Source organism: Cupriavidus sp. 291-E7 (assembly GCF_057798835.1).
The window spans coordinates 200,459-220,924 of record NZ_JBYOJV010000005.1 but is presented as its reverse complement, the minus strand read 5'-3'; the positions used below and the strand labels follow the sequence as shown (position 1 = coordinate 220,924).

Below are 20,466 nucleotides of genomic sequence, written 5' to 3'. Positions count from 1 at the left end.
AGCTCTGCACGTCAGTATCGGCAAGTTTCGTGAAGAAAATGCGCGCGCAAAACGCGGACCGGAAACAGGGGAATGAAGCGGAGGGTTCGGATGCGTCGAACCAAGGGAAATGGAGGCGGGGATACGGAATCGAACCGTCGTAAACGGCTTTGCAGGCCGTCGCATAACCACTCTGCCACCCCGCCCCGGGAAGACGGCCCAGGTGAGCCGTTCTGTGGTGCGGGGCGCAGTGTAGCCGAAGTGGAAAAAATCTGCAGAGTGAGGACTTTCCCGCCAGGCAGCAGCGACGCGGCCGCGCTTGAAGCGCTACTCTTCCTGGCTGCCCATTGCCGATTGCAGATAGTTCTGCAGGCCGACCTTGCTCACCAGCTCCAGTTGCGTCTGCAGCCAGTCGATGTGGTTTTCGGTGTCGTCGAGGATGTCGGTGACGATGTCACGCGATACGTAGTCGCTTACGGATTCGAAGTACTTGATCGCTTCCTTGAGGCTCGCCTGCGACACCTGTTCGAGCTTGAGATCGCAGCCGAGCATTTCCTCGGTGTTCTCGCCGATCATCAGCTTGTCCAGGTCCTGCAGGTTGGGCAGGCCATCGAGCATGAGGATACGTTCTATCAGGCGGTCCGCATGCTTCATTTCCTCGATCGACTCTTCATACTCATGCTTGCCCAATGCAGTAAGCCCCCAATGGCGATACATCCGGGCATGCAGGAAATACTGATTGATCGCGGTTAGCTCGTGCTTGAGCTGGCCATTCAACAACTGAATTACCTTCTTGTCAGTCTTCATGACAGCAGTCCTCAAAAATCCCCGGCGATGTTTTTCATGGTAATTCTCAAAACCGGAAGTTCAAGCCCGGCGCGGCTTTCCAGCCAACGCGATGCGTCATAGGTGAGATTATGCGAGTGATACTGATTCCGATTCAGACAAAATAAAAAGCGCCTCGCAAAAGAGGCGCTTTTACCTGAATCGATGGAATCATTCGCCGCTTGCGCGATAGCGGTTACGCAAGTCCCGGATCAGGTCGTGATTACGCAGCACGCCTTGATACTGACGCTCGATCAGGGCGCGGATATCGAAACTGAGATCCGTTTCCTGCAGCGCATCGGCATATTTTTTCTTGGCGACGTCCTCGCCCTTCTCGGTCTCTTCAAGGATCGCAAGGTCGGTGCGGTCCGTTACGGCGGATCGCAAGCTGACCCAGCCGCGATGCAGTGCGCCGGCCACGCTGCCGTGATCTTCCGGCTTGCCACCCAGGGCCGTTACCTGACTTTGCAGCTCGCGCACGGAGGCGCTGATTTCAGTGGCGCGGCTGGAAAACAGCGTCTTCAGTTCCGGATTCTTGGCATCTTCGGCTGCCTTGCGAAAACCTTGTTCGCCGTCGCAGGAAACTTCGATCAGGTCATTGAGTACGGACACGTTGTTGTCAGCCATGACGGACTCCTCATCTCAGTCGCGCGCGTGACGCGCGCCGCGCAATGCGCGAATGGAACACTCCGCGCGTCCTGCATGGCCGCGCGGCCCTTGATTCCAAGATAGAGGAGCGTCCCCGCACAGGATGTCGGGGCGGCTCGCAAGGCGCTGTCGGTCTATGCCTACAGGCCAGAAGCGTGGCGCATCAATCCAGCAGGTGACCCATGCGGGACCGCTTGGTCGCCAGATATTTCTCGTTTTCCGAATTGGCGGGCACGATGTGACGCATCTGTTCCGTCACCTTGATGCCGGCGTCTTCCAGCGCCTTGATCTTGACGGGATTGTTGCTCATCAGGCGAACCGACGTGACGCCCCACTGGCGCAGGAAATCGGCGGCGAACGCATAGGTCCGCGAATCGATGGCTTGTCCGAGCGCGAGATTGGCATCGACGGTATCGAGTCCGCCATCCTGCAGCGCGTACGCGCGGATCTTGTTCGACAGCCCGATGCCGCGGCCTTCGTGGCCACGCAGATACAGCAGAACGCCACGGCCTTCTTCCGCGATCTTCTTCATGGCCAGGTCCAGCTGCTCGCCGCAGTCACAGCGGCAGGAGCCGAACACGTCACCGGTCAGGCATTCGGAATGCAGGCGCAGCAACACGTCTTCGCCGGAGATATCGCCGATCGAGAGCGCCAGGTGCTCGGTGCCCGTATCCACGCCCTGGAAGGCATGGGCGGTAAATTGGCCATAGCGGGTCGGCAGCCGGGCGGAGCCGATCAGCTCACTTTCTAGGTCTTTCATATTGATGTTCGCTGGAAGCACCTGGGGCCCGCGCGGCATGATGCAGGTACGGGGCAGGCGCGCCACGGAGCGCCGATTGGGAGAGGCGCGAACGCGGCATGCCGGCAAGGATACCGCGAAATGCAATCCGCCATCCGCGTAGGGGTTACCGGCAGGTAGGCCAGCGGGCCTGCGGCGAGGGATTAGCGGCGCTGTCGCGCCATCATCCCGTCAGCCGCGATATAACGCTTCCAGCACCGGCAGATTGCCCTCGCCAAACCCGTGGTGCCCCTCGCGCCGGACGATTTCGAAGTGGAACTCGCCGGCCTCGCTCTTTGCGAATGCCTGCAGGAATCGCTCCTGGCCACCATCGGCGCGCACCGCCCCATCCACCAGGATGCCGTAGCGGCGCAACGCATCGAGATCAAGCCCATGCCCCGGCAGCCGCGCGTCGATCGATGCGTAGTAGCCGGCTGGCGGCTCGACGAAAGAGACGCCGTTGCGGGCCAGCATGGCGGCACTTGCCACCAGATCGTCCGTGGCCAGGGCGATATGCTGGATGCCCTCGCCGTGCGCGTCCGACAGGTAGTGACGCATCTGGTCGTGGCGCACAGTGCCTTTCTCGTACAGCGGAATCCGGATGCGGCCGCACGGCGACAACAGCACGCGCGAATCGCCGGCCAGTTGCCATTGCGGATTAACCTCGTGGATCTCGCGGAATCCCAACACGCGCCGATAGAACTCCATCCATTCGTCGAGATGCCCGGCATCGACGGCCTGGGCGAGATGGTCCACGCGCAGCAATCCCGCATCGGGCACGCGCCCGGTTGCAGGCAATGGCCGAAAGTCGACGTCGTAGATCGAGATATCGCCCACGTCACCGGGCTGGCCCTCCTTGCCGCGCCAGCGATCCACAAAATAGATCAGGGACTGGCCGATGCCCTGGATGGCCGGGATATTCAGCTCCATCGGTCCCACGGTGCCACCCTCGAACGGCCATGCCCCGGCGTCCACGGCGCGCGCATAGGCAGTGGCGGCGTCTTGCACGCGCAGCCCGATGGCGCAGATCGACAAGCCGTACTCCGACGCATAGCGCACCGCGAACGAATCCGGCTCCGCATCGACGATGAAATTCATCTCGCCCTGCCGGTACAGCCGCACGGCCTTGTGGCGGTGCTGCGCGATTGCGGAAAAGCCAAACCGCTCGAAGGTCCGGCCAAGCTGCGCCGGGTCCGGCGAGGCAAATTCGATGAATTCGTAGCCCTGAATGCCCAGCGGATTGTCCCAAGGCGCGAAGCCATCCGTGTCGGGCGCGAAGGCTGTGGCGGAGGCAGGGGCGGTGGCATCAGTCATCGTCGTTCCTGTGCGAGTGGGGGCATCGGGATCATGCCCCCGCCGCCGATTGGCAACCTCTCCGTGAAAACCCGCGCTCCGGACATTGATCGCCCACTTGCGTTCATTTATCGCGCAAAGCGCAGTATCCAACGCTTGGCCTGCCCCACTGGAGCGATCTACTGTTACGGCATGACAAGGCCGCCGGGTGTCCGCATCCAGGCCGCCGCCAAGACAACTCCGACGACTGACGCCCCCATACGCTCATGATCAATGGCAAGACGCTTCTCATCGCGCACATCGGTTATCCGACCGAATCGTTCAAGGCGCCGATGATCTACAACCCCTGGTTCCAGAAGCAGGGGATCAACGCCGTAGTGGTACCGATGGGCGTTCAGGCAGAGGACTATCCGGCGTTCTTCCGCACGCTGTTCCGCCTGACCAACATCCGTGGCGCGCTGGTGACGATGCCGCACAAGGTGACCACGGTGGAACTGGTCGACGACCTGACGCCGACGGCGCGCATCGCGGGTGCATGCAACGCCGTGCGGCTGCGCCAGGACGGCAAGCTGGAGGGCGATCAGTTCGACGGGGCCGGCTTCGTCAACGGCATCCGCCGCAAGGGCTGCCAGTTGGACGGTGCCCGCGCGATCGTGTCCGGCTGCGGTGGTGTCGGCTCGGCCATTGCGGCGTCGCTGGCCGCTGCGGGCGTGGCGGAGCTGGCGCTCTATGACACGCGCGACACCACGGCAGGCGGCCTGCGAGACCGCCTGCTCGCCCACTACCCCGCGCTGCGCGTGGTAACCGGCGTCAACGACCCGCACGGCTACGACGTGGTGGTCAACGCCACGCCGCTTGGCATGCAGCCCGGAGATCCGCTGCCGTTCGATGTTTCGCGCATCTCGCCCGGCGCGATGGTCGGCGAGGTCGTGATGAAGTCCGAATACACGCCGTTCCTCACGGCCGCGGCAGCGCGCGGCTGCAAGGTGCAGGTTGGCACCGACATGCTGTTCGAAATGATCCCGGCCTATCTGGAATTCTTCGGCTTTGGCACGGCCACGCCAGACGCACTGCGAGAGGTCGCCGAGATCCGCTACTGACGACACGGCGCGCAAGTCCTTACACATACATCAACCGATCACCGGTGGAGACAGACAGATGACAACCATTCACAAGCCGCTGGCCGCGCCCCCGGCCCTCGACGGCTCCATGCTGGGCAAGATCCGTTCATGCCTGGCCATCGGCAAGGTTCGCTGGGGCATGCTGGCCCTGGTGTTCTTTGCCACCACGCTGAACTACATCGACCGCGCCGCGCTGGGCGTGCTGCAGCCGGTACTGGCCAAGGCAATGTCCTGGACGGCGCAGGACTACGCGAATATCAACTTCTGGTTCCAGGTGGGCTATGCGATCGGCTTTGCACTGCAAGGCCGATTCATCGACATGGTGGGCGTCAAGCGCGCGTTCGCGCTGGCCGTGTTGCTATGGAGCATCGCCTGCGGCGCGCACGCCCTCGCGGCCAGCGCGGTGGGCTTCATGATCTGCCGGTTCTTCCTGGGACTGACCGAGGCCGCCAACTATCCGGCCTGCGTCAAGACCACGCGCATGTGGTTTCCGGCTGGAGAGCGCGCGATGGCAACCGGCATCTTCAACGCCGGCACCAACGTCGGCGCGATGATCACGCCGGTGATGCTGCCGCTGATCCTGCAGGCTTGGGGCTGGCAGGCCGCGTTCCTGGTCGTGGGGTCGCTCGGCGCCATCTGGCTGGTGATCTGGTGGCTCAAGTATGCGAACCCCGACCAGCATCCGACCGTCAGCGCCACCGAACTGGCGTATGTGACCAAGGACGTCGAGCCGGCGCCGCAGCGCATTCCGTATTCGCGCATCCTGCGCATGCGCGGCACCTGGGCCTTTGCACTGGCTTACGCGATTACCACGCCGGTATTCTGGTTCTACCTGTACTGGCTGCCGCCCTTCCTGAATCAGCAGTACCAGCTTGGCATCAGCGTGACGCAGATGGGCATCCCGCTGATCGTGATCTACCTGTCGGCCGATGTCGGCAGCGTCGGCGGCGGCGCACTGTCGTCCTGGCTGATCAGCCGTGGCATGCAAGCCGTGAAGGCACGCCTGCTGTCGATGCTGATCTTCGCCGCGTGTATCGCCTCGATCGTCTTCGCGGCGGGTGCCAGCAGCCTGTGGATGGCCGTTGCCGCCATTTCCGTGGCAATCGGCGCGCACCAGGCCTGGACCGCCAATATCTGGAGCATGGTGATGGACTACACGCCCAAGCACGTGATCAGCTCCGTGTTCGGCTTTGGCGGCATGATAGGCGCGATCGGCGGCATGTTCATGACGCAGCTCGTCGGCTACGTACTGACGACCACGCACAACAACTACGCCGTGCTGTTCACGATGATTCCCTGCGCGTACTTCATCGCGCTGACCTGGATGTTCCTGATGGCCCCGCGGGAGGTTCCGGCGGAATAACCGCCGCCTTTCGTCACCAGTCCGGAAACACACCCACAGGGAATCCACATGAAGAAGCAACTGATGACGCTGCTCGCGTTCGGCGCGGGCAGTGCGGGGGCGCTCGCCCAGACGACCGGCGGTGTCACGCTGTACGGCCTGCTCGACACCACGATCCGCTACAGCACGAACGAAGATGCAGCCGGCCACGGCAAGGTGCAGATGACCGACGGCGTACTGACGGGTAGCCGCTGGGGCATACGCGGCACCGAGGACCTGGGCAACAATCTCAAGGCCTGGTTCATCCTCGAATCCGGCTTCAACCCGGAAGTGGGCACCAGCCAGCAAGGCGGCCGGTTGTTCGGCCGCACCGCCGTGGTGGGCTTCGATGGCGACTACGGCAAGCTCGCGCTGGGCCGGCAATACACACTGGCCCATGAAGTGCTGTCATCGTATGAAGCGATGGCCTTCGCCAACAATTCGATCGTCGGATACCAGGGCGGCAACTATACCGGCCTGCGCTACGACAACACCCTCAAGTACATCAAGAGCTTCGGTGGCCTGCAACTGGCGGCCGCCTACACGTTCGGCGAAGTGCCCGGCAGCATGAAGGCCAGCTCGGCGGCGGCGGGCTCCGTGGTCTACAGCCGGGGACCGTGGGAAGTGGGCGCGGTCTACCAGCAGACCCAGAACGTGACCTCGGCCTTCTTCGGCGCGGTGCCCGCCGCGCAGGCCAGCAAGCAGACCGTATGGGGCGTCGGTGGCACCTACAAGGCGTCGCGGGCGCAGTACTACCTCGGCTATACGAACAACCGGCTCGACGTGGCCGACTATCGCAACAACGTCGGCTATATCGGCACCCGCTATTCGATTACCGACGCGCTGAGCTTTATCGGCACGCTGCAATACGACTGGCTCCGCCATGCCGGACAAGGGGGCAAGCGGCTGACCACGGCTGGCATGCTCGACTACGCGTTCAGCAAGCGCACCGACGTCTATGTCGAGGTCGACTACACACATCTGCAAGGACAGTGGATCGCCTTGAACAGCTCGCCGAACTTCGCCAATAGCGGCAACACCTACGGCAACGGCACGCGCCTGGGCGTGATGGCGGGCGTGCGGCACAAGTTCTGATCACCCTGGCCGCGCTTCGCGCGGCCATCGCCGTGGCGCATCGCCGCCACTTTGCCCCGCCTTTCGCAACCCGCCCGATATCGACAACACGTGGGCGGGCCTTGCCCTATAGCACCCGCATGATCGACAGAGCCGTGTCCTGCAGCACGTGCAGCACACGGCCCAGTGCCTGTTCCGCGGTCTCGTCGGCGATCTGCATATTGACCGACAGCGCGCCGATGACACGCCCATGCCGGTCGCGCAACGGCACAGCCACGCCGCGCACGCCAATCTGCAACTGCTGCTCCACCACGGCATATCCCTGCGCGCCGGCCTTCCGGACCTCCTGCAGCAAGCGGTCCCGCTGCAGGATCGTGTACGGCGTATAGGGCGTCAGCACGACGGTTTCGAGCCAGTCGCGTACGTTTTCCTCCGGCAACGAGGCCAGCATCATGACGCCCGCCGACGCCAGCGGTGCAGGCACGCGCGCGCCCAGCACAAAGCCCGTGCTCATGACCCGGCTGGTGCTGGTGCGCGAAATGAAGACCAGTTCCCAGTCGTCGAGCACGCTCAGGTAGGCCGCTTCGCCCACCGCCGCCGTGATCTGCTGCAGAAACGGCTGGACGGCGCGCGGCAGCCGTGCGGAGTCGAAGTACGACCAGCCCACCTTCAGCACGCGCGGCGTCAGGCTGAACAGCGTGCCTTCGCTGGTCGTATAGCCAAGGTGTTCCAGCGTCAGCAGATAACGCCGCGCCGCCGTGCGGGTCAGCCCCGTCAATTGCGCGGCTTGCGTGGGAGTCAGCCGGGGATGGTCGTTGTCGAACGCCTCCAGGATGGCCAGTCCTTTTTCGAGACCGGCGATCCAGTCCCGGCGATTCAGCTTGTCGTCCGTCATAGGGTAAACCCGCGACCCGCGCGGCAGTCGATCCAGATGGCGCGATTGTCGCACGCTGGAGGGCGAATAGTGGTTGTTGGGCCGAACGCCCGATCCTAACCTAGCCGTATCGCTTCTCCCGGACCCATGCCATGCCAGCCATCCGCCCTCACGCCACCTCGATTGCCACGGTGTCGCTTTCCGGCTCACTGCCGCAGAAGCTGGAGGCAGCGGCGGCGGCAGGATTCGACGGCGTGGAAATCTTCGCCAAGGACCTGCAGGACTTTGAAGGCAGTGCCGCCGATGTGCGCAGGCTGGCCGCGAGTCTCGGCCTCGATATCGTGATCTACCAGCCGTTCCGCGATTTCGAAGCCATGCCGGCGGACCAGTTCGCCGGCCAAATGGCCCGCGCCGCGCAGGCATTCGACGAGATGGAGGCGCTTGGCACCGATCTGGTCCTGGTCTGCAGCAACGTCCAGGACTCCGCGATCGACGACCCGCAACGCGCGGCCGCCGACCTGTGGCGGATGGCCGAAGCGGCGTCGCAACGCGGGCTGCGCATTGGATATGAGGCGCTGGCGTGGGGGCGCCACGTCAGGCACTGGCGCCAGGCCTGGGACATCGTGCAGCGTGCCAACCATCCCGCGTTGGGTCTGATCGTCGACAGCTTTCACACGCTCGCGCTAGGCGCTTCACAAGGCGAATCGGTGGAAGACTCGCTGCGTGGCCTCGACACGATTCCCGCCGACCGGCTGTTCTTCGTCCAGCTTGCCGATGCACCGCGCCTGGCGCTGGACGTGCTGTCCTGGAGCCGCCATCACCGCAACTTCCCCGGCCAGGGCGATCTGGCCGTCGCCGACTTCGCTCGCGCGGTGCTGCGCACCGGCTACACGGGCCCGCTGTCGCTGGAAATCTTCAACGACGTGTTCCGCGTGACGCCACCGCTGCCGGTGGCGCGTAACGGGCTGCAATCGCTGCGATGGATCGAGGATCAGGCCACCACGGCGGCAGTCCTGCGTTCGTAGAACAGAGCCACCGTGCCGGGCAGTACGCGCACGGCGGTTGGATAGATATGAAAAAGGCCGCCCGAAGGCGGCCTTTATGCGGTCTGTGCGGTCTCAAACCCCGCGGCTCCGGTCCTTACTCCACCGTCACCGACTTCGCCAGGTTGCGCGGCTTGTCCACGTCCGTGCCACGTGCGCAGGCCGTGTGGTACGCCAGCAGTTGCAGCGGCACCACGTGCAGGATTGGCGAAAGCGCGCCGTAGTGCTCGGGCATGCGGATTACCTGGATGCCGTCGGACGACTGGATATGCGTGTCGGCATCGGCAAACACGTACAGACGGCCGCCGCGAGCGCGCACTTCCTGGATGTTCGACTTCAGTTTTTCCAGCAGCGCGTCGTTCGGCGCCACCGTCACCACCGGCATGGCTTCGGTCACCAGCGCCAGCGGGCCGTGCTTCAGCTCGCCAGCCGGATACGCCTCGGCGTGGATGTACGAGATTTCCTTGAGCTTGAGCGCGCCTTCCAGCGCGATCGGGTAGTGCAGCCCGCGGCCCAGGAACAGCGCGTTTTCTCGGCGCGCGAAATCTTCCGACCAGGCGATGATCTGCGGCTCCAGCGCCAGCACGCCATGCAGCGCGGCGGGCAGGTGGCGCAGGTTGGTCAGGGCGTCGGCTTCCTGCTGCTCGGTCAGGTGACCACGCACCTTGGCCAGTGCCAGCGTCAGCATGTACAGCGCGGCCAGCTGCGTCGTGAATGCCTTGGTCGACGCCACGCCGATTTCGGTTCCGGCCCGCGTCAGGAAGCGCAGCTCGGTTTCACGCACCATCGCGCTCGTCGCCACGTTGCAGACGGCCAGCGTATGGGTATGACCCAGCGAGCGCGCATGGCGCAGCGCAGCCATCGTGTCGGCCGTCTCGCCCGATTGCGAGATCACCACCACCAGCGCGCGCGGATTCGGCACGGTGTCGCGGTAGCGGTACTCGCTTGCCACTTCCACCTGGGTCGGGATCTTGGCCACCGACTCCAGCCAGTACTTGGCCGTGCAGCCCGAGTAGTAGCTCGTGCCGCAGGCCAGGATCAGGATGCTGTCGATGCCGGCAAATACCTGCCCGGCGGTGGGACCGAACAGCTCCGGCGAAATGGCGGCGATACCTTCCAGCGTGTCGCCCAGTGCGCGCGGCTGCTCGAAGATTTCCTTCTGCATGAAGTGGCGGTACGGTCCCAGCTCCACGGCGGCGGCATGCGCTTCCACCACGCGCTCTTCACGCTTCACCTCGACGTCGTTGACGTCGCGGATGGTGGCACCGGCGCGCGTCAGTTCCACGACGTCGCCCTCTTCCAGATAGATGATGCGATTGGCGGTGCCGGCCACGGCCAGCGCGTCCGACGCCAGGAACGACTCGTCGGTGCCCAACGCCACCACCAGCGGCGATCCGGCGCGCGCGCCGACCACCACGTCGGGCTGGTCCTTGGCCACCACGGCAATCGCATAGGCGCCATGCAGGCGCTTGGTCACGACGCGCACGGAGCCGAACAGGTCGCCACGCGTGGCGCTGCTCGGATACGTATAGGCCTGGTGGATCAGGTGGGCCACCACTTCGGTATCGGTCTGCGACTCGAAACCGTAGCCAACGGCGCGCAGTTCGTCGCGCAGCGGCTCGTAGTTTTCGATGATGCCGTTGTGCACCAGCGCGATGGTCTCGTCCGAAAAGTGCGGGTGGGCGTTGACCGTGTCGGGCTTGCCGTGCGTGGCCCAGCGGGTATGCGCGATGCCCAGGTTGCCGCCCAGACCCGACGATTGCGTCTGCGTGTCCAGGTCCGCCACGCGCGAAACGGTACGGGCGCGCTCCAGGATGGCGTCGCGCACCACGGCCACGCCGCACGAGTCATAGCCGCGGTACTCCAGGCGACGCAGCCCTTCGACCAGGACGGGAACGATATTGCGGTGCGAAACCGCGCCGACGATGCCACACATAGCTAAACCCCCTTTATTTTTTCGGTTGCTTGACCGGACGCTGCCAAGCGTCGATCGTCATCTGCTTTGCGCGCGACAGCGTGAGCTTGTCGGACGGTGCTTCCTTGGTCAGCGTGGTGCCGGCGCCGATCGTGGCACCGCGGCGCACCGTGACTGGCGCCACCAGCTGTGTATCGGAACCGATGAAGACGTCATCCTCGATGATCGTGCGATGCTTGTTCACGCCGTCATAGTTGCAGGTAATCGTACCCGCCCCAATGTTCACGCGCTGGCCGACCGTTGTATCGCCCACATAGGCCAAGTGGTTGGCCTTGCTGTGATCGGCGATCTGGCTGTTCTTTACTTCGACGAAGTTGCCGATGTGCACATCCTGGCCCAGTTCGGTGCCAGGCCGCAGCCGCGCGTAGGGACCGATGCGGCCGTCCGGCCCGATCTTTGCTTCCTCGCAATGGCAGAACGGTTGCACGCGCGCGCCGGCGCCCACGGTGGTATTACGGATCACGCAGTGCGCACCGATATGCACGCCATCTTCCAGGTGCACGCGGCCTTCGAACACGCAGCCGACGTCGATGGTCACGTCCCGGCCACAGGTAAGCTGGCCGCGCACGTCGATGCGCGCGGGATCGAGCAGCGTGACGCCCGCTTCAAGCAGGCGCTGGGCGATGTTGCGCTGATGGATGCGCTCGATTTCGGCCAGCTGGACCTTGCTGTTGACGCCCAGCGTCTCCCACAGCTCGGCGGGCCGGGACGACACCACTTCCACGCCGTCCGTGGCGGCGCGCTCGATGGTGTCGGTCAGGTAGTACTCGCCTTGCGCGTTGTCGTTGCGCAGCGTGGACAGCCAGCGGCGCAGATGGCCGGTCGGGCAGACGATAATGCCAGTGTTGATCTCGCGGATCGCGCGTTCTTCATCGTTGGCATCCTTCTGCTCGACGATGCGTACGATATTGCCGGCGGCGTCGCGCACGATGCGGCCATAGCCGGTGGGATCGGGCATTTCGACGGTCAGCACGCCCAGGCGTCCGCTGCCGGCGGCCTGCACCAGGTGCTTCAGCGTGGCGGCCGACGTCAGCGGCACATCGCCATAGAGCACCAGGGTCGGCTGAGCGTCATCGAGCAACGGCAGGGCCTGCATCACGGCGTGGCCGGTGCCCAGTTGCTGCGCCTGCTCGGCAAAGGCAACATCGTCGGCAGCCACGGCCTGGCGCACGTGGTCGGCGCCGTGGCCGACCACGACGACCATCCGCGACGGCGCGAGCGTGCGAGCCGTATCGAGCACATGGGCCAGCATGGGCTGGCCGGCAACCGGGTGCAGTACCTTGGGCAGCGCGGAATTCATGCGCTTGCCCATGCCCGCGGCAAGAATGACGATATTCACAAGGAGGTTCCTAAGTGAGTGTGTCTGAGAAAAAGCTGAAGAATCCGAGCCTGGGAGCACTGTGGCCGATATGGCTGAACCGTTGCCAGGACTGGGCTGGCGGGCGATTGACCGGCCCCGGAAACATGCGCGCCGATTCTAGCACGCGGGCTTGCGCCGCACCGGGTCGATCACTTGGTGTTACGGTTGTTCACATTTCGACACGCGGCGTTTTTGCATGGTTTGCAGCAATTACCATGATTGCGGCGTTGGCCGGATGCAACGCCATGAAAATGGGCTACCAGCAGGGCGACCGCCTGGCCTACTGGTGGGTGGATCGCTATGTCGATGTATCGGACGAGCAAGAGCCGCCCACCAAGGAGGCGATCGCACGCTTCTTCAGCTGGCACCGGCGGGCCCAGTTGCCCGAAATTGAGAAAGTCCTGACCCGCGTGAAGGGGGAAGTTTCCGGCCCGGTGGATGCCACGATGATCCGGCAGGTCCAGCAGGACACCAACCGGCTGGGTCGGCAGGCGTTCGAGAACACGATTCCCGACCTGGCCGACCTGTTACTGACGCTGACTCCGGACCAGATCAAGCGCATGGAGTCCAAGTTTGCGGAAAGCAACGCCAAGTACCGCAAGGACTTCCTGAAACCGGACCCCGAAGCACGCACCGAGGCGCGGTTCGACAAGATCATGGACTACTCCAAGCTGGTCTATGGCCGGTTCTCCGACAAACAGCGGGACGACATCCGCGCCTCGATGGGGCCGTACATGCAGGGCGCCGAGGCACGCTACGCGGAGCGCGTGAAGCGGCAGCAGGAGTGGGTGGGCATTGCGCGCGAGGCCTCCACGAACCACCCACCCAAAGCCCAGGTTGAAGAGATGCTGCGCAGATATGCGGATCACTGGCAGCGGCCCTCGACGGGCGAGCAGCGCAGCACTTCCGCCGGCGTGGACCTGACCGTCAAGATCGCCAACATGACCACGCCCGAGCAGAAGGCCCACGCGGTGAAACGGTTCGAAGGCTGGATCGACGATACGCGGTCGCTGATGCGCGGAGGCGGCGAATCGGCGCAGGCCGCCAAGTAGCCCGCGCCAACGGCGGCCAGCCGGTCAGGCTGAGAGTCAGGCTGCCGGCTGGGATGCCGGCCCGGAAGGCTCGGCAGCCTTCTGGATCTTGTCGAAGCGCACGAATTCCATGCGGTTCGGCTCGACGTTCCCGGTGAACTGAAGCGCCTGCTGGCTGTAGGTGGTCTCTCCGAACAGCGACGCCTCGTCGACCTTGGCCAGCCCGGTGGCCAGGCCCGTGAACGGGAACAGATCGGTATCGGCCAGGTGCGACGGCACGACATTGCGCAGCGACGCGAAGATATTGTCGATACGTCCGGGGTGCTCGCGCTCCCATTGCTGGATCATCTCGTTCACACGCTTGCGCTGCAGGTTTTCCTGCGAGCCGCACAGGTTGCACGGGATGATCGGGAATTCCATTGCGCGCGCGTATGACGCGATGTCCTTTTCCGGGCAGTACGCCAGCGGCCGGATCACGATGTGCTGGCCGTCGTCCGTGGCCAGCTTGGGCGGCATCGCCTTCATCTTGCCGCCGAAGAACATGTTCAGGAAGAACGTGTTGACGATGTCGTCGCGGTGGTGGCCCAGCGCAATCTTGTTCGCGCCCAGTTCCTTGGCCGTCCGGTAGATCACGCCGCGGCGCAGGCGCGAGCACAGCGAGCACGTGGTCTTGCCCTCGGGCACCTTCTCCTTGACGATCGAATACGTGTCCGCCTCGACGATCACATATTCCACGCCCAGCGACTTCAGGTACTCGGGCAGGATGTGTTCCGGGAAGCCGGGTTGCTTTTGGTCCAGGTTCATCGCAATCAGCTTGAACTGGATGGGTGCCCGCTTCTGCAACGCCGTCAGGACCGACAGCATCGTGTACGAGTCCTTGCCGCCGCTCATGCAGACCATGACGGTGTCACCGTCCTCGATCATGCCGAAGTCGCCAATGGCCTTGCCGGTCAGCGACTGCAGACGGGTTTCAAGGCGATAGAAGTTAGCCGAGTGACTCATAAGACGTACCTGTAACGGGCGCGGCGCTGAATAATGGCCATTCGCCCGAAAGAAATGCCGGAATTGACGGGGCGATATTCTACTGGACCGGCTCGCCCGGTGCGCTGCCCCGTCCCAGCCGTCGTCAGCCCTGCTTGATGTGGAACACCTCGACGCCGACCGATTCGCAGTCCGGGTAGACGTCGGGTTTTTCGGTCGACACGCGCACGGCACGCACCTTCGGATGCAGCAGCATGGCGCGAGCCACATCGTCGCACAGCGTTTCCTGCAGGTGGATGTGCCCCTGGGCCATGCGGGCCGCCACCGTGTTGCGCATGAAGTCGTAGTCGACCACTTCCTCGAGCTTGTCGGCCTGCGGTGTGGTTTCCGCCAGCGACACGAACAGGTCGATGTTCACCAGCACGCGCTGTTCGCCCTTCTTCTCGAATTCGTGCACGCCGATGTTGATCTGCACTTCATAGTTGCGCAGGAACATGCGACGGCAGTCTTGCAGGCTGGGATGGGAAAGGGCGGCAAAAGTCATGGCAGGGTCAATCAAGATACAGCGTCATTCAGTCAGGAACATCACGTCGCGGGCCAGCGGCATCAGGTGCTGGCCACCGTCGACGTACAGCGTGGAGCCGGTCACGGCGCGCGCCAGCGCCAGATAGGCAACGGCCTGGGCGATATCGTCGGGCGTGCTCGACTTGCCGAGCGGCGTCATCCCGTGGGCACGCACGAAGCCCGGGTCCGACTGATCGCCCGACACCAGCGTGATGCCCGGTGCCACGCCCACCACGCGCAGGCGCGGCGCCAGGGCCTGCGCCAGTTGCACCGTGGCGGTCTGCAGCGCGGCCTTCGACAGCGTGTACGACAGGAAGTCCGGGTTCAGGTTGTTCAGCTTCTGGTCGAGCAGGTTGATCACCACGCCACGCTGCTCGGTATCGTTGCCGTCGGCGCCAAGCGCCTTGTGCATCTCACGCGCCAGCAGCAGCGGCGCCGCCACGTTCGTGCGCATATGGGTGTCGAGCGACGCGTATGAAAAGCTCGTGGCCACGTCGTACTGGAACAGCGATGCATTGTTGACCAGGCACGTCGGCACGCCGAGTTCGGCGACACAGCTGGCAATCAGCCTGCCCGTGGCGGCTTCGTCGGCCAGGTCGGCCTGCAGCACGGCGGCCCGGCGGCCCAGCCCACGGATCTGCGTGGCCAACGCTTCGGCTTCATCGCGCGAGCGGTTGCAGTGGACGGCTACGTCCCAGCCTTGCACGGCTAGCTCCAGCGCGATGGCACGGCCCAGGCGGCGCGCCGCGCCGGTGACCAGCGCCACGCCGCGCGATTGGGCGCCAACGGCGCCCTGAGTCTTGGAATCTGGCATTGCTACAATTCGCGGTATGCAGAAAGTCGCTAGTCTACCCCTTCCCTCCGCGGATGCGCTTGACGCGTCGACCGCCCTTTCCACCGTCATCGGCGACGCCATCGCGGCATCCGGTGGCTGGATCGGGTTCGACCGCTATATGTCGCTCGCGCTCTATGCCCCGCGTCTGGGCTACTACAGCGGCGGCGCCGCCAAGTTTGGACGCAGTGCCGACGACGGCAGCGACTTCATCACCGCCCCCGAGTTGACCCCGTTCTTCGCACGCACGCTGGCACGCCAGTTCGCACCGCTGCTGGGCATGTCCCTGCCGCATGTGATGGAATTCGGCGCCGGCACCGGCCGCCTGGCGTCCGACCTGCTGCTGGCACTGGAATCTGAAGCCGCGCTGCCGGAAACCTACAGCATCGTCGAACTGTCCGGCGAGTTGCGTGCACGGCAGCAGGAAACGCTGGCCCGGCGCGCGCCGCACCTGGCCAGCCGCGTGCAATGGCTCGATGCGCTGCCCGACGCTTTCACGGGCGTGATCGTCGGCAACGAGGTGCTCGATGCCATGCCGGTGCGGCTGTTCTCCCGCGTTGGCGGCCGCTGGCACGAGCGCGGCGTGGTACGGCAGGGCGATGGATTCGCATTCGAAGACCGGCCGCTCGACCCGGCCGCGGTGCCGGCGCAGTTGCATGACGTCCCCGGCGACCACGACGTGGTCACCGAAACCCACGCCGAAGCCGAGGGTTTCACGCGCGCCGTGGGCGCCCTGCTGAAGCGTGGCGCGGCGTTCTTCATCGATTACGGCTTTCCGGCGTCGGAGTACTACCATCCACAGCGCGTCGGCGGCACGCTGATGTGCCACTACCGGCATCATGCGCACCCCGATCCGTTCCTGTATCCGGGCCTGCAGGACATCACGGCCCATGTGAACTTCAGTGGCATTGCCGAGGCCGCTGTGGACGCCGGCCTGAGCGTGGCGGGCTTTGCCTCTCAGGCACGTTTTCTGATGAACGCCGGCATCACGGAACTGATGATGTCGCTGGACCCGTCCGACGCGCGCAGCTTTCTGCCACAGGCCAATGCCGTGCAGAAGCTGCTCAGCGAAGCGGAAATGGGCGAGCTGTTCAAGGTCATCGCGTTGACGCGCGATCTCGACAATGCGCTACCGCTGGCCGGATTTGCTCGCGGCGACCGCGCTTACTCGCTCTGATTCGACATCATGCTGCGCTGGACCCTCACTATCTTCCTCTGCGTGATCGTGCTGTCGGCGGCGCTGCCGTGGCTGCAGAAGATCGGCCTGGGACGCCTGCCGGGCGACGTGCGATTCCGGCTGTTCGGCCGTGAATACGTGCTGCCGTTTGCGTCGACGATATTGCTGTCGCTGGTGGCGTTGGTGATTGGGAAAGTGCTGTAGGGATTGATGCGCCCGCCCTCTCCCTAACCCTCTCCCGCACGCGGGAGAGGGGACGTGCCCCCGCAATTTGAAGAACCCGTGGCCAGCTCTCTCGCCCGCTTAGCGGGCCGGGGACGTGCCCCTGCGATTGAAATCCCCCGCGGTTTGCTCCCCTCTCCCGCTTGCGGGAGAGGGGCCGGGGGAGAGGGCCGGCGCGTCTAGTCCGACAGCCCCAGCCTTTCCGCCACCGCCGCCACGCGCGCCTGGTGAACCCGGTCCTTGATCAGCTCGACCCGGTCCTCGCACGCCTTCGCAATCGCACCGGCATCTATCGATGCCGCCGCTTCGCGCACATCCGTCAGCCGTTGCGTCTGCGGATACTGGCGATCCTCGAAGCCCAGCCGGCCGCGCGCATCGGCTTCGCATGCCTGCAGCGCCTCGGCAAAGCGATCAGGCTTGCGCAGGGCGTCGCAGCGCTCCACCAGCCGCGTCAGCGCCGCCGCGCCGAACTCGTTCGAGCGATGGATATTGCCGTGCTCGCGCGCCACCAGCATTGCCAGCTCGCGGCAATCGTTGGGCACGCGCAGCCGTTTGCAGACATCCTCAAGCAGGTCGACGCTGCGTTGCTCGTGGCCAATATGGCGCGGCAGCACATCGTCGGGCGTGGTGCCCTTGCCCAGGTCATGCGTCAACGCCGCAAACCGCACCGGCAATGAAAAGCCGCGCCGCGCCGCGTAATCGACCACCATCATCACGTGCACGCCAGTATCGACCTCGGGATGATGGTCGGCACGCTGCGGCACCCCCCACAGGCGATCGAGCTCCGGCATCAGCCGCGCCAGCGCGCCGCATTCGCGCAGCACATCGAACATGCGCGACGGTTTCGCCTCCATCAGGCCGCGCGCCAGTTCCTGCCATACGCGCTCGGGCACCAGCGCATCGACCTCGCCCATTTCCACCATCCGGCGCATCAGCGCGACGGTCTCGGGCGCCACCGTGAATTCATGAAAACGCGCCGCAAAGCGCGCCGCGCGCAGGATACGAACCGGGTCTTCGGCAAACGCGTCCGACACATGGCGGAACAACCGCGCCTGCAGGTCCTGCCGGCCGCCGTACGGATCGATGATCGGGCCAACCAGGTTGTCGTCGGCGTCCACGGCCTGCGCCATCGCGTTGATGGTCAGATCACGCCGCACAAGGTCGTCTTCGAGCGTGACGTCGGGGCCGGTATAGAACGCAAACCCCTTGTAGCCGACGGCCGTCTTGCGCTCCGTTCGCGCCAGCGCGTACTCGGCCTTCGTTTGTGGATGCAGAAAGACCGGAAAATCCTTGCCCACCGGCTTGTAGCCGGCGGCCTCCAGCTCGGCCGGCGTGGCCCCCACCACCACGTAGTCGCGGTCCTGGCTGGGCTTGCCCAGCAGTTGGTCGCGGATAGCCCCGCCGACGGCGTACACCTGCATGGTCATCCCGTGACGATAATGGCGTCGGCCCGTTCAGGCTGCAGGCGGTACGGTTCGTCGGCCGGCACGAAGTCGCGTTCCTCGCGGGCCGCCGCCACCCACTCCTGCATGGCCGGCAAGGCCAGAATGAAATCGGCGTATGCCTTTGCTGCCTCGGGCAGATGCACGCCGTACGTGGCAAAGCGGCTCACCACCGGCGCATAGAATGCGTCGGCAATGGTGAACGTGCCAAACAGGAACGGTCCCTTGGCACCGTGACGCGCGCGCAGGTCGGTCCAGATCGCGGCAATGCGGTCGATATCCTGCTGGACCGCCACGTTCCAGCCGAGGCCCGGCAGCACGGCGGTGGCATTCATCGGCATCTGGCTGCGCACGTTGCCGAATCCCGAATGCATCTCGGCGCAGACCGAACGCGCCCAGGCGCGGTCCGCGGCGTCCGCCGGCCACAGTTGCTTCTGCGGAAAGCGCTCGGCCACGTATTCCGAGATCGACAGGGAATCCCATACGGTGACGCCGCCATCGATCAGCGCCGGCACCTTGCCGGCCGGCGAGTAGCGCGCGATCTCGGCGTTAAATTCCTTCGTGAACAGCCGCAGCGAAATTTCCTCGAAGTCGATGCCCGCATGGCGCAACAGCAGCCACGGACGCAGCGACCAGGAAGAGTAGTTCTTGTTGCCGATGACGAGCTTCATCGTGAATTCCTTGGGGGCGGAAACGGGAAAAGCGGGCGCCGGCACGCGGCCGTGCGTCCTGAACCAGACATTCTATCGGCGCGGCGCGCGGCCTCCAAATGAATTGCGCTCGCAAGCCTGTGAGCACAAGTCACATCGGCCACGCGCGCCAGGTGGGTCAGCGATGCACGCTGCCGCGCATCGACTGCAGGAATGCGTCGCGGTTGCGGCCGGCCAGCACGTCGGTCATCACCGCTTCCAGGCTCACCGGATGCACGCCCAGCTCGTCCGCCATCGGCTGCCCCAGCACGTTGTCCAGGCGCATCGAGTCGAGGTTGTCGCGCGACAGCACCGTGCCGCCGGGCATATGTTCGAGCACCGCGGCCTGCATGCGCGCCAACGCATCGGGTAGCGCGATGATGGGCCGTGGATGGCCCGATGCGCGGCCGGCAAACTTCACCAGTTCCTCCAGCGTGTACACCTGGGGGCCACCCAGCTCATAGGCCTGGCCAACCGTCGTGCCGTTCACCATCGCGTTGACGAATGCCTGCACGACGTCCATGACGAACACGGGCTGAAAGCGCGCATGGGCGCAGGCCAACGGCACCACCGGGGCCATCTGCTGCAACTGGGCGAACAGGTTCAGGAAGTGGTCGTCGGGGCCAAACACCACGGACGGGCGGAAGATCGTCCAGTCCAGCCCGCTGTCGCGGACGATGCGTTCGCCCTCGCCCTTGCTGCGCAGGTACATCGACGGACCATGCGTGTCCGCGCCAAGCGCGCTCATATGGATCAGGCGCCGAACGCCGGTGCGATTGCAGGCCTCGACGATCTGGCGCGGCAGGTCGACATGCGCGGCGGCGAACTGCGGCCCGTACGGGTCGGCGCGGTCGCCGTGCAGGATGCCAACCAGGTTGACGACGATGCCGTCGACACCCAGCGGGCCGATCGCATCATCGAGAGAGGCCGAATCGGCCAGTCCCAGCTCGGCCACTTCCACGCGCGGCAGCAGCAGCAGGTGCTGGGCATGCTCGACGCTGCGCGAGCCGACCACGATGCGGTCGGGCGCGATGGGACTATCGGGATTGGAAGCCGGATCGAGCGGCGCGCCGGAGGCGGACGCCGCGCCGGCCAGGCGGGACACGAGGTGGCTGCCGATGAAACCGGCACCCCCGACGACAAGGACGTTGCTGGTCTTCATGGTGGGCTCCGTGAC

Annotated in this window: 19 protein-coding genes, 1 tRNA gene and 1 pseudogene; 7 read left to right on the top strand and 14 right to left on the bottom strand. The window is 64.9% G+C overall.

Annotation, left to right across the window (positions count from 1 at the left end; genetic code table 11):
* Positions 1 to 110: 110 nt before the first annotated feature.
* The 5 genes from AC3FLX_RS11465 to AC3FLX_RS11445 form a co-directional block, all read right to left on the bottom strand.
* Positions 111 to 185, bottom strand: a tRNA-Cys gene (locus tag AC3FLX_RS11465).
* Between the two features lie 121 nt (positions 186 to 306).
* Entirely contained in the window at positions 307 to 786 is a 480-nt protein-coding gene (bfr, locus tag AC3FLX_RS11460; RefSeq protein WP_488696570.1) for a bacterioferritin, read from the bottom strand.
* A gap of 189 nt (positions 787 to 975) precedes the next feature.
* On the bottom strand, positions 976 to 1,431 hold the full coding sequence (locus AC3FLX_RS11455; protein ID WP_488696569.1) for a PA2169 family four-helix-bundle protein: 456 nt from the start codon (positions 1,429 to 1,431) through the stop codon (positions 976 to 978).
* A 184-nt stretch (positions 1,432 to 1,615) separates the two neighbouring features.
* Positions 1,616 to 2,212, bottom strand: a complete 597-nt coding sequence (ribA, locus tag AC3FLX_RS11450; RefSeq protein WP_488696568.1) for a GTP cyclohydrolase II — start codon at positions 2,210 to 2,212, stop codon at positions 1,616 to 1,618.
* Positions 2,213 to 2,422: 210 nt separating this feature from the next.
* Positions 2,423 to 3,544 (bottom strand): 4-hydroxyphenylpyruvate dioxygenase family protein, encoded by a 1,122-nt coding sequence (locus AC3FLX_RS11445; protein WP_488696566.1) that lies wholly within the window; start codon positions 3,542 to 3,544, stop codon positions 2,423 to 2,425.
* Positions 3,545 to 3,789: 245 nt separating this feature from the next.
* Here AC3FLX_RS11445 and AC3FLX_RS11440 point away from each other — a divergent pair, with 245 nt between their 5' ends.
* The 3 genes from AC3FLX_RS11440 to AC3FLX_RS11430 are packed head-to-tail and all read left to right on the top strand — an operon-like array spanning position 3,790 to position 7,120.
* Positions 3,790 to 4,623, top strand: a complete 834-nt coding sequence (locus AC3FLX_RS11440) for a shikimate dehydrogenase family protein (protein ID WP_488696564.1) — start codon at positions 3,790 to 3,792, stop codon at positions 4,621 to 4,623.
* Positions 4,624 to 4,681: 58 nt separating this feature from the next.
* Positions 4,682 to 6,007, top strand: a complete 1,326-nt coding sequence (locus AC3FLX_RS11435; protein WP_488696562.1) for an MFS transporter — start codon at positions 4,682 to 4,684, stop codon at positions 6,005 to 6,007.
* Positions 6,008 to 6,055: 48 nt separating this feature from the next.
* The gene (locus tag AC3FLX_RS11430; protein WP_488696561.1) at positions 6,056 to 7,120 is read left to right on the top strand and encodes a porin; all 1,065 of its coding nucleotides are present in this window, start codon (positions 6,056 to 6,058) and stop codon (positions 7,118 to 7,120) included.
* 106 nt (positions 7,121 to 7,226) lie between these two features.
* Here the strand turns inward: AC3FLX_RS11430 and AC3FLX_RS11425 are convergent, their stop codons facing one another.
* Complete coding sequence (locus tag AC3FLX_RS11425) at positions 7,227 to 7,994, bottom strand: IclR family transcriptional regulator domain-containing protein (RefSeq protein ID WP_488696560.1); 768 nt, start codon at positions 7,992 to 7,994, stop codon at positions 7,227 to 7,229.
* Positions 7,995 to 8,125: 131 nt separating this feature from the next.
* Here AC3FLX_RS11425 and AC3FLX_RS11420 point away from each other — a divergent pair.
* A pseudogene (locus tag AC3FLX_RS11420) lies at positions 8,126 to 8,971 on the top strand (sugar phosphate isomerase/epimerase family protein); the annotation flags it as partial.
* 142 nt (positions 8,972 to 9,113) lie between these two features.
* On the opposite strand, the gene glmS reads toward AC3FLX_RS11420, so the two are convergent.
* Both glmS and glmU read right to left on the bottom strand, forming a co-directional pair.
* Positions 9,114 to 10,952, bottom strand: coding sequence for a glutamine--fructose-6-phosphate transaminase (isomerizing) (gene glmS / locus AC3FLX_RS11415; RefSeq protein ID WP_488696558.1), 1,839 nt, complete (start codon positions 10,950 to 10,952; stop codon positions 9,114 to 9,116).
* Between the two features lie 13 nt (positions 10,953 to 10,965).
* Positions 10,966 to 12,330: a bifunctional UDP-N-acetylglucosamine diphosphorylase/glucosamine-1-phosphate N-acetyltransferase GlmU gene (glmU, locus tag AC3FLX_RS11410; RefSeq protein ID WP_488696556.1), complete on the bottom strand. Its 1,365-nt coding sequence runs from the start codon at positions 12,328 to 12,330 to the stop codon at positions 10,966 to 10,968.
* Between the two features lie 266 nt (positions 12,331 to 12,596).
* Between glmU and AC3FLX_RS11405 the strand changes: the two genes are divergently transcribed.
* Positions 12,597 to 13,403 carry a DUF6279 family lipoprotein gene (locus AC3FLX_RS11405; protein ID WP_488696555.1) on the top strand — a complete coding sequence of 269 codons (807 nt, stop codon included), beginning with the start codon at positions 12,597 to 12,599 and terminating at the stop codon, positions 13,401 to 13,403.
* A gap of 36 nt (positions 13,404 to 13,439) precedes the next feature.
* Here the strand turns inward: AC3FLX_RS11405 and ttcA are convergent, their stop codons facing one another.
* The 3 genes from ttcA to AC3FLX_RS11390 all read right to left on the bottom strand — a co-directional run bounded on the left by ttcA (position 13,440) and on the right by AC3FLX_RS11390 (position 15,741).
* Positions 13,440 to 14,384 (bottom strand): tRNA 2-thiocytidine(32) synthetase TtcA, encoded by a 945-nt coding sequence (ttcA, locus tag AC3FLX_RS11400; RefSeq protein ID WP_488696553.1) that lies wholly within the window; start codon positions 14,382 to 14,384, stop codon positions 13,440 to 13,442.
* Between the two features lie 124 nt (positions 14,385 to 14,508).
* Positions 14,509 to 14,907, bottom strand: a complete 399-nt coding sequence (locus tag AC3FLX_RS11395) for a dihydroneopterin aldolase (protein ID WP_488696551.1) — start codon at positions 14,905 to 14,907, stop codon at positions 14,509 to 14,511.
* 24 nt (positions 14,908 to 14,931) lie between these two features.
* Positions 14,932 to 15,741: an SDR family oxidoreductase gene (locus tag AC3FLX_RS11390; protein ID WP_488696549.1), complete on the bottom strand. Its 810-nt coding sequence runs from the start codon at positions 15,739 to 15,741 to the stop codon at positions 14,932 to 14,934.
* Positions 15,742 to 15,757: 16 nt separating this feature from the next.
* Here AC3FLX_RS11390 and AC3FLX_RS11385 point away from each other — a divergent pair, with 16 nt between their 5' ends.
* On the top strand, positions 15,758 to 16,936 hold the full coding sequence (locus AC3FLX_RS11385) for a class I SAM-dependent methyltransferase (RefSeq protein ID WP_488696547.1): 1,179 nt from the start codon (positions 15,758 to 15,760) through the stop codon (positions 16,934 to 16,936).
* 9 nt (positions 16,937 to 16,945) lie between these two features.
* The gene (locus AC3FLX_RS11380; protein ID WP_488696546.1) at positions 16,946 to 17,140 is read left to right on the top strand and encodes a DUF2905 domain-containing protein; all 195 of its coding nucleotides are present in this window, start codon (positions 16,946 to 16,948) and stop codon (positions 17,138 to 17,140) included.
* 197 nt (positions 17,141 to 17,337) lie between these two features.
* On the opposite strand, the gene AC3FLX_RS11375 is transcribed toward AC3FLX_RS11380, so the two are convergent.
* The 3 genes from AC3FLX_RS11375 to AC3FLX_RS11365 form a co-directional block, all read right to left on the bottom strand.
* On the bottom strand, positions 17,338 to 18,579 hold the full coding sequence (locus tag AC3FLX_RS11375) for a multifunctional CCA addition/repair protein (RefSeq protein WP_488696544.1): 1,242 nt from the start codon (positions 18,577 to 18,579) through the stop codon (positions 17,338 to 17,340).
* 2 nt (positions 18,580 to 18,581) lie between these two features.
* Positions 18,582 to 19,271, bottom strand: a complete 690-nt coding sequence (locus AC3FLX_RS11370) for a glutathione S-transferase family protein (RefSeq protein WP_488696543.1) — start codon at positions 19,269 to 19,271, stop codon at positions 18,582 to 18,584.
* Between the two features lie 157 nt (positions 19,272 to 19,428).
* Positions 19,429 to 20,451 (bottom strand): complex I NDUFA9 subunit family protein, encoded by a 1,023-nt coding sequence (locus AC3FLX_RS11365; protein WP_488696541.1) that lies wholly within the window; start codon positions 20,449 to 20,451, stop codon positions 19,429 to 19,431.
* Positions 20,452 to 20,466: the final 15 nt, after the last annotated feature.

Excerpts from the sequence above, each read along its gene's own strand:
- AC3FLX_RS11370 (WP_488696543.1), bottom strand. The coding sequence starts at position 19,271 with ATGAAGCTCGTCATCGGCAACAAGAACTACTCTTCCTGGTCGCTGCGT.
- AC3FLX_RS11440 (WP_488696564.1), top strand. The coding sequence starts at position 3,790 with ATGATCAATGGCAAGACGCTTCTCATCGCGCACATCGGTTATCCGACC.
- bfr (WP_488696570.1), bottom strand. The coding sequence starts at position 786 with ATGAAGACTGACAAGAAGGTAATTCAGTTGTTGAATGGCCAGCTCAAG.
- ttcA (WP_488696553.1), bottom strand. The coding sequence starts at position 14,384 with ATGAGTCACTCGGCTAACTTCTATCGCCTTGAAACCCGTCTGCAGTCG.
- AC3FLX_RS11435 (WP_488696562.1), top strand. The coding sequence starts at position 4,682 with ATGACAACCATTCACAAGCCGCTGGCCGCGCCCCCGGCCCTCGACGGC.
- glmS (WP_488696558.1), bottom strand. The coding sequence starts at position 10,952 with ATGTGTGGCATCGTCGGCGCGGTTTCGCACCGCAATATCGTTCCCGTC.
- AC3FLX_RS11445 (WP_488696566.1), bottom strand. The coding sequence starts at position 3,544 with ATGACTGATGCCACCGCCCCTGCCTCCGCCACAGCCTTCGCGCCCGAC.
- AC3FLX_RS11425 (WP_488696560.1), bottom strand. The coding sequence starts at position 7,994 with ATGACGGACGACAAGCTGAATCGCCGGGACTGGATCGCCGGTCTCGAA.
- AC3FLX_RS11455 (WP_488696569.1), bottom strand. The coding sequence starts at position 1,431 with ATGGCTGACAACAACGTGTCCGTACTCAATGACCTGATCGAAGTTTCC.
- ribA (WP_488696568.1), bottom strand. The coding sequence starts at position 2,212 with ATGAAAGACCTAGAAAGTGAGCTGATCGGCTCCGCCCGGCTGCCGACC.
- AC3FLX_RS11385 (WP_488696547.1), top strand. The coding sequence starts at position 15,758 with ATGCAGAAAGTCGCTAGTCTACCCCTTCCCTCCGCGGATGCGCTTGAC.
- AC3FLX_RS11405 (WP_488696555.1), top strand. The coding sequence starts at position 12,597 with ATGAAAATGGGCTACCAGCAGGGCGACCGCCTGGCCTACTGGTGGGTG.
- AC3FLX_RS11390 (WP_488696549.1), bottom strand. The coding sequence starts at position 15,741 with ATGCCAGATTCCAAGACTCAGGGCGCCGTTGGCGCCCAATCGCGCGGC.
- AC3FLX_RS11380 (WP_488696546.1), top strand. The coding sequence starts at position 16,946 with ATGCTGCGCTGGACCCTCACTATCTTCCTCTGCGTGATCGTGCTGTCG.
- AC3FLX_RS11395 (WP_488696551.1), bottom strand. The coding sequence starts at position 14,907 with ATGACTTTTGCCGCCCTTTCCCATCCCAGCCTGCAAGACTGCCGTCGC.
- AC3FLX_RS11375 (WP_488696544.1), bottom strand. The coding sequence starts at position 18,579 with ATGCAGGTGTACGCCGTCGGCGGGGCTATCCGCGACCAACTGCTGGGC.
- AC3FLX_RS11430 (WP_488696561.1), top strand. The coding sequence starts at position 6,056 with ATGAAGAAGCAACTGATGACGCTGCTCGCGTTCGGCGCGGGCAGTGCG.
- AC3FLX_RS11365 (WP_488696541.1), bottom strand. The coding sequence starts at position 20,451 with ATGAAGACCAGCAACGTCCTTGTCGTCGGGGGTGCCGGTTTCATCGGC.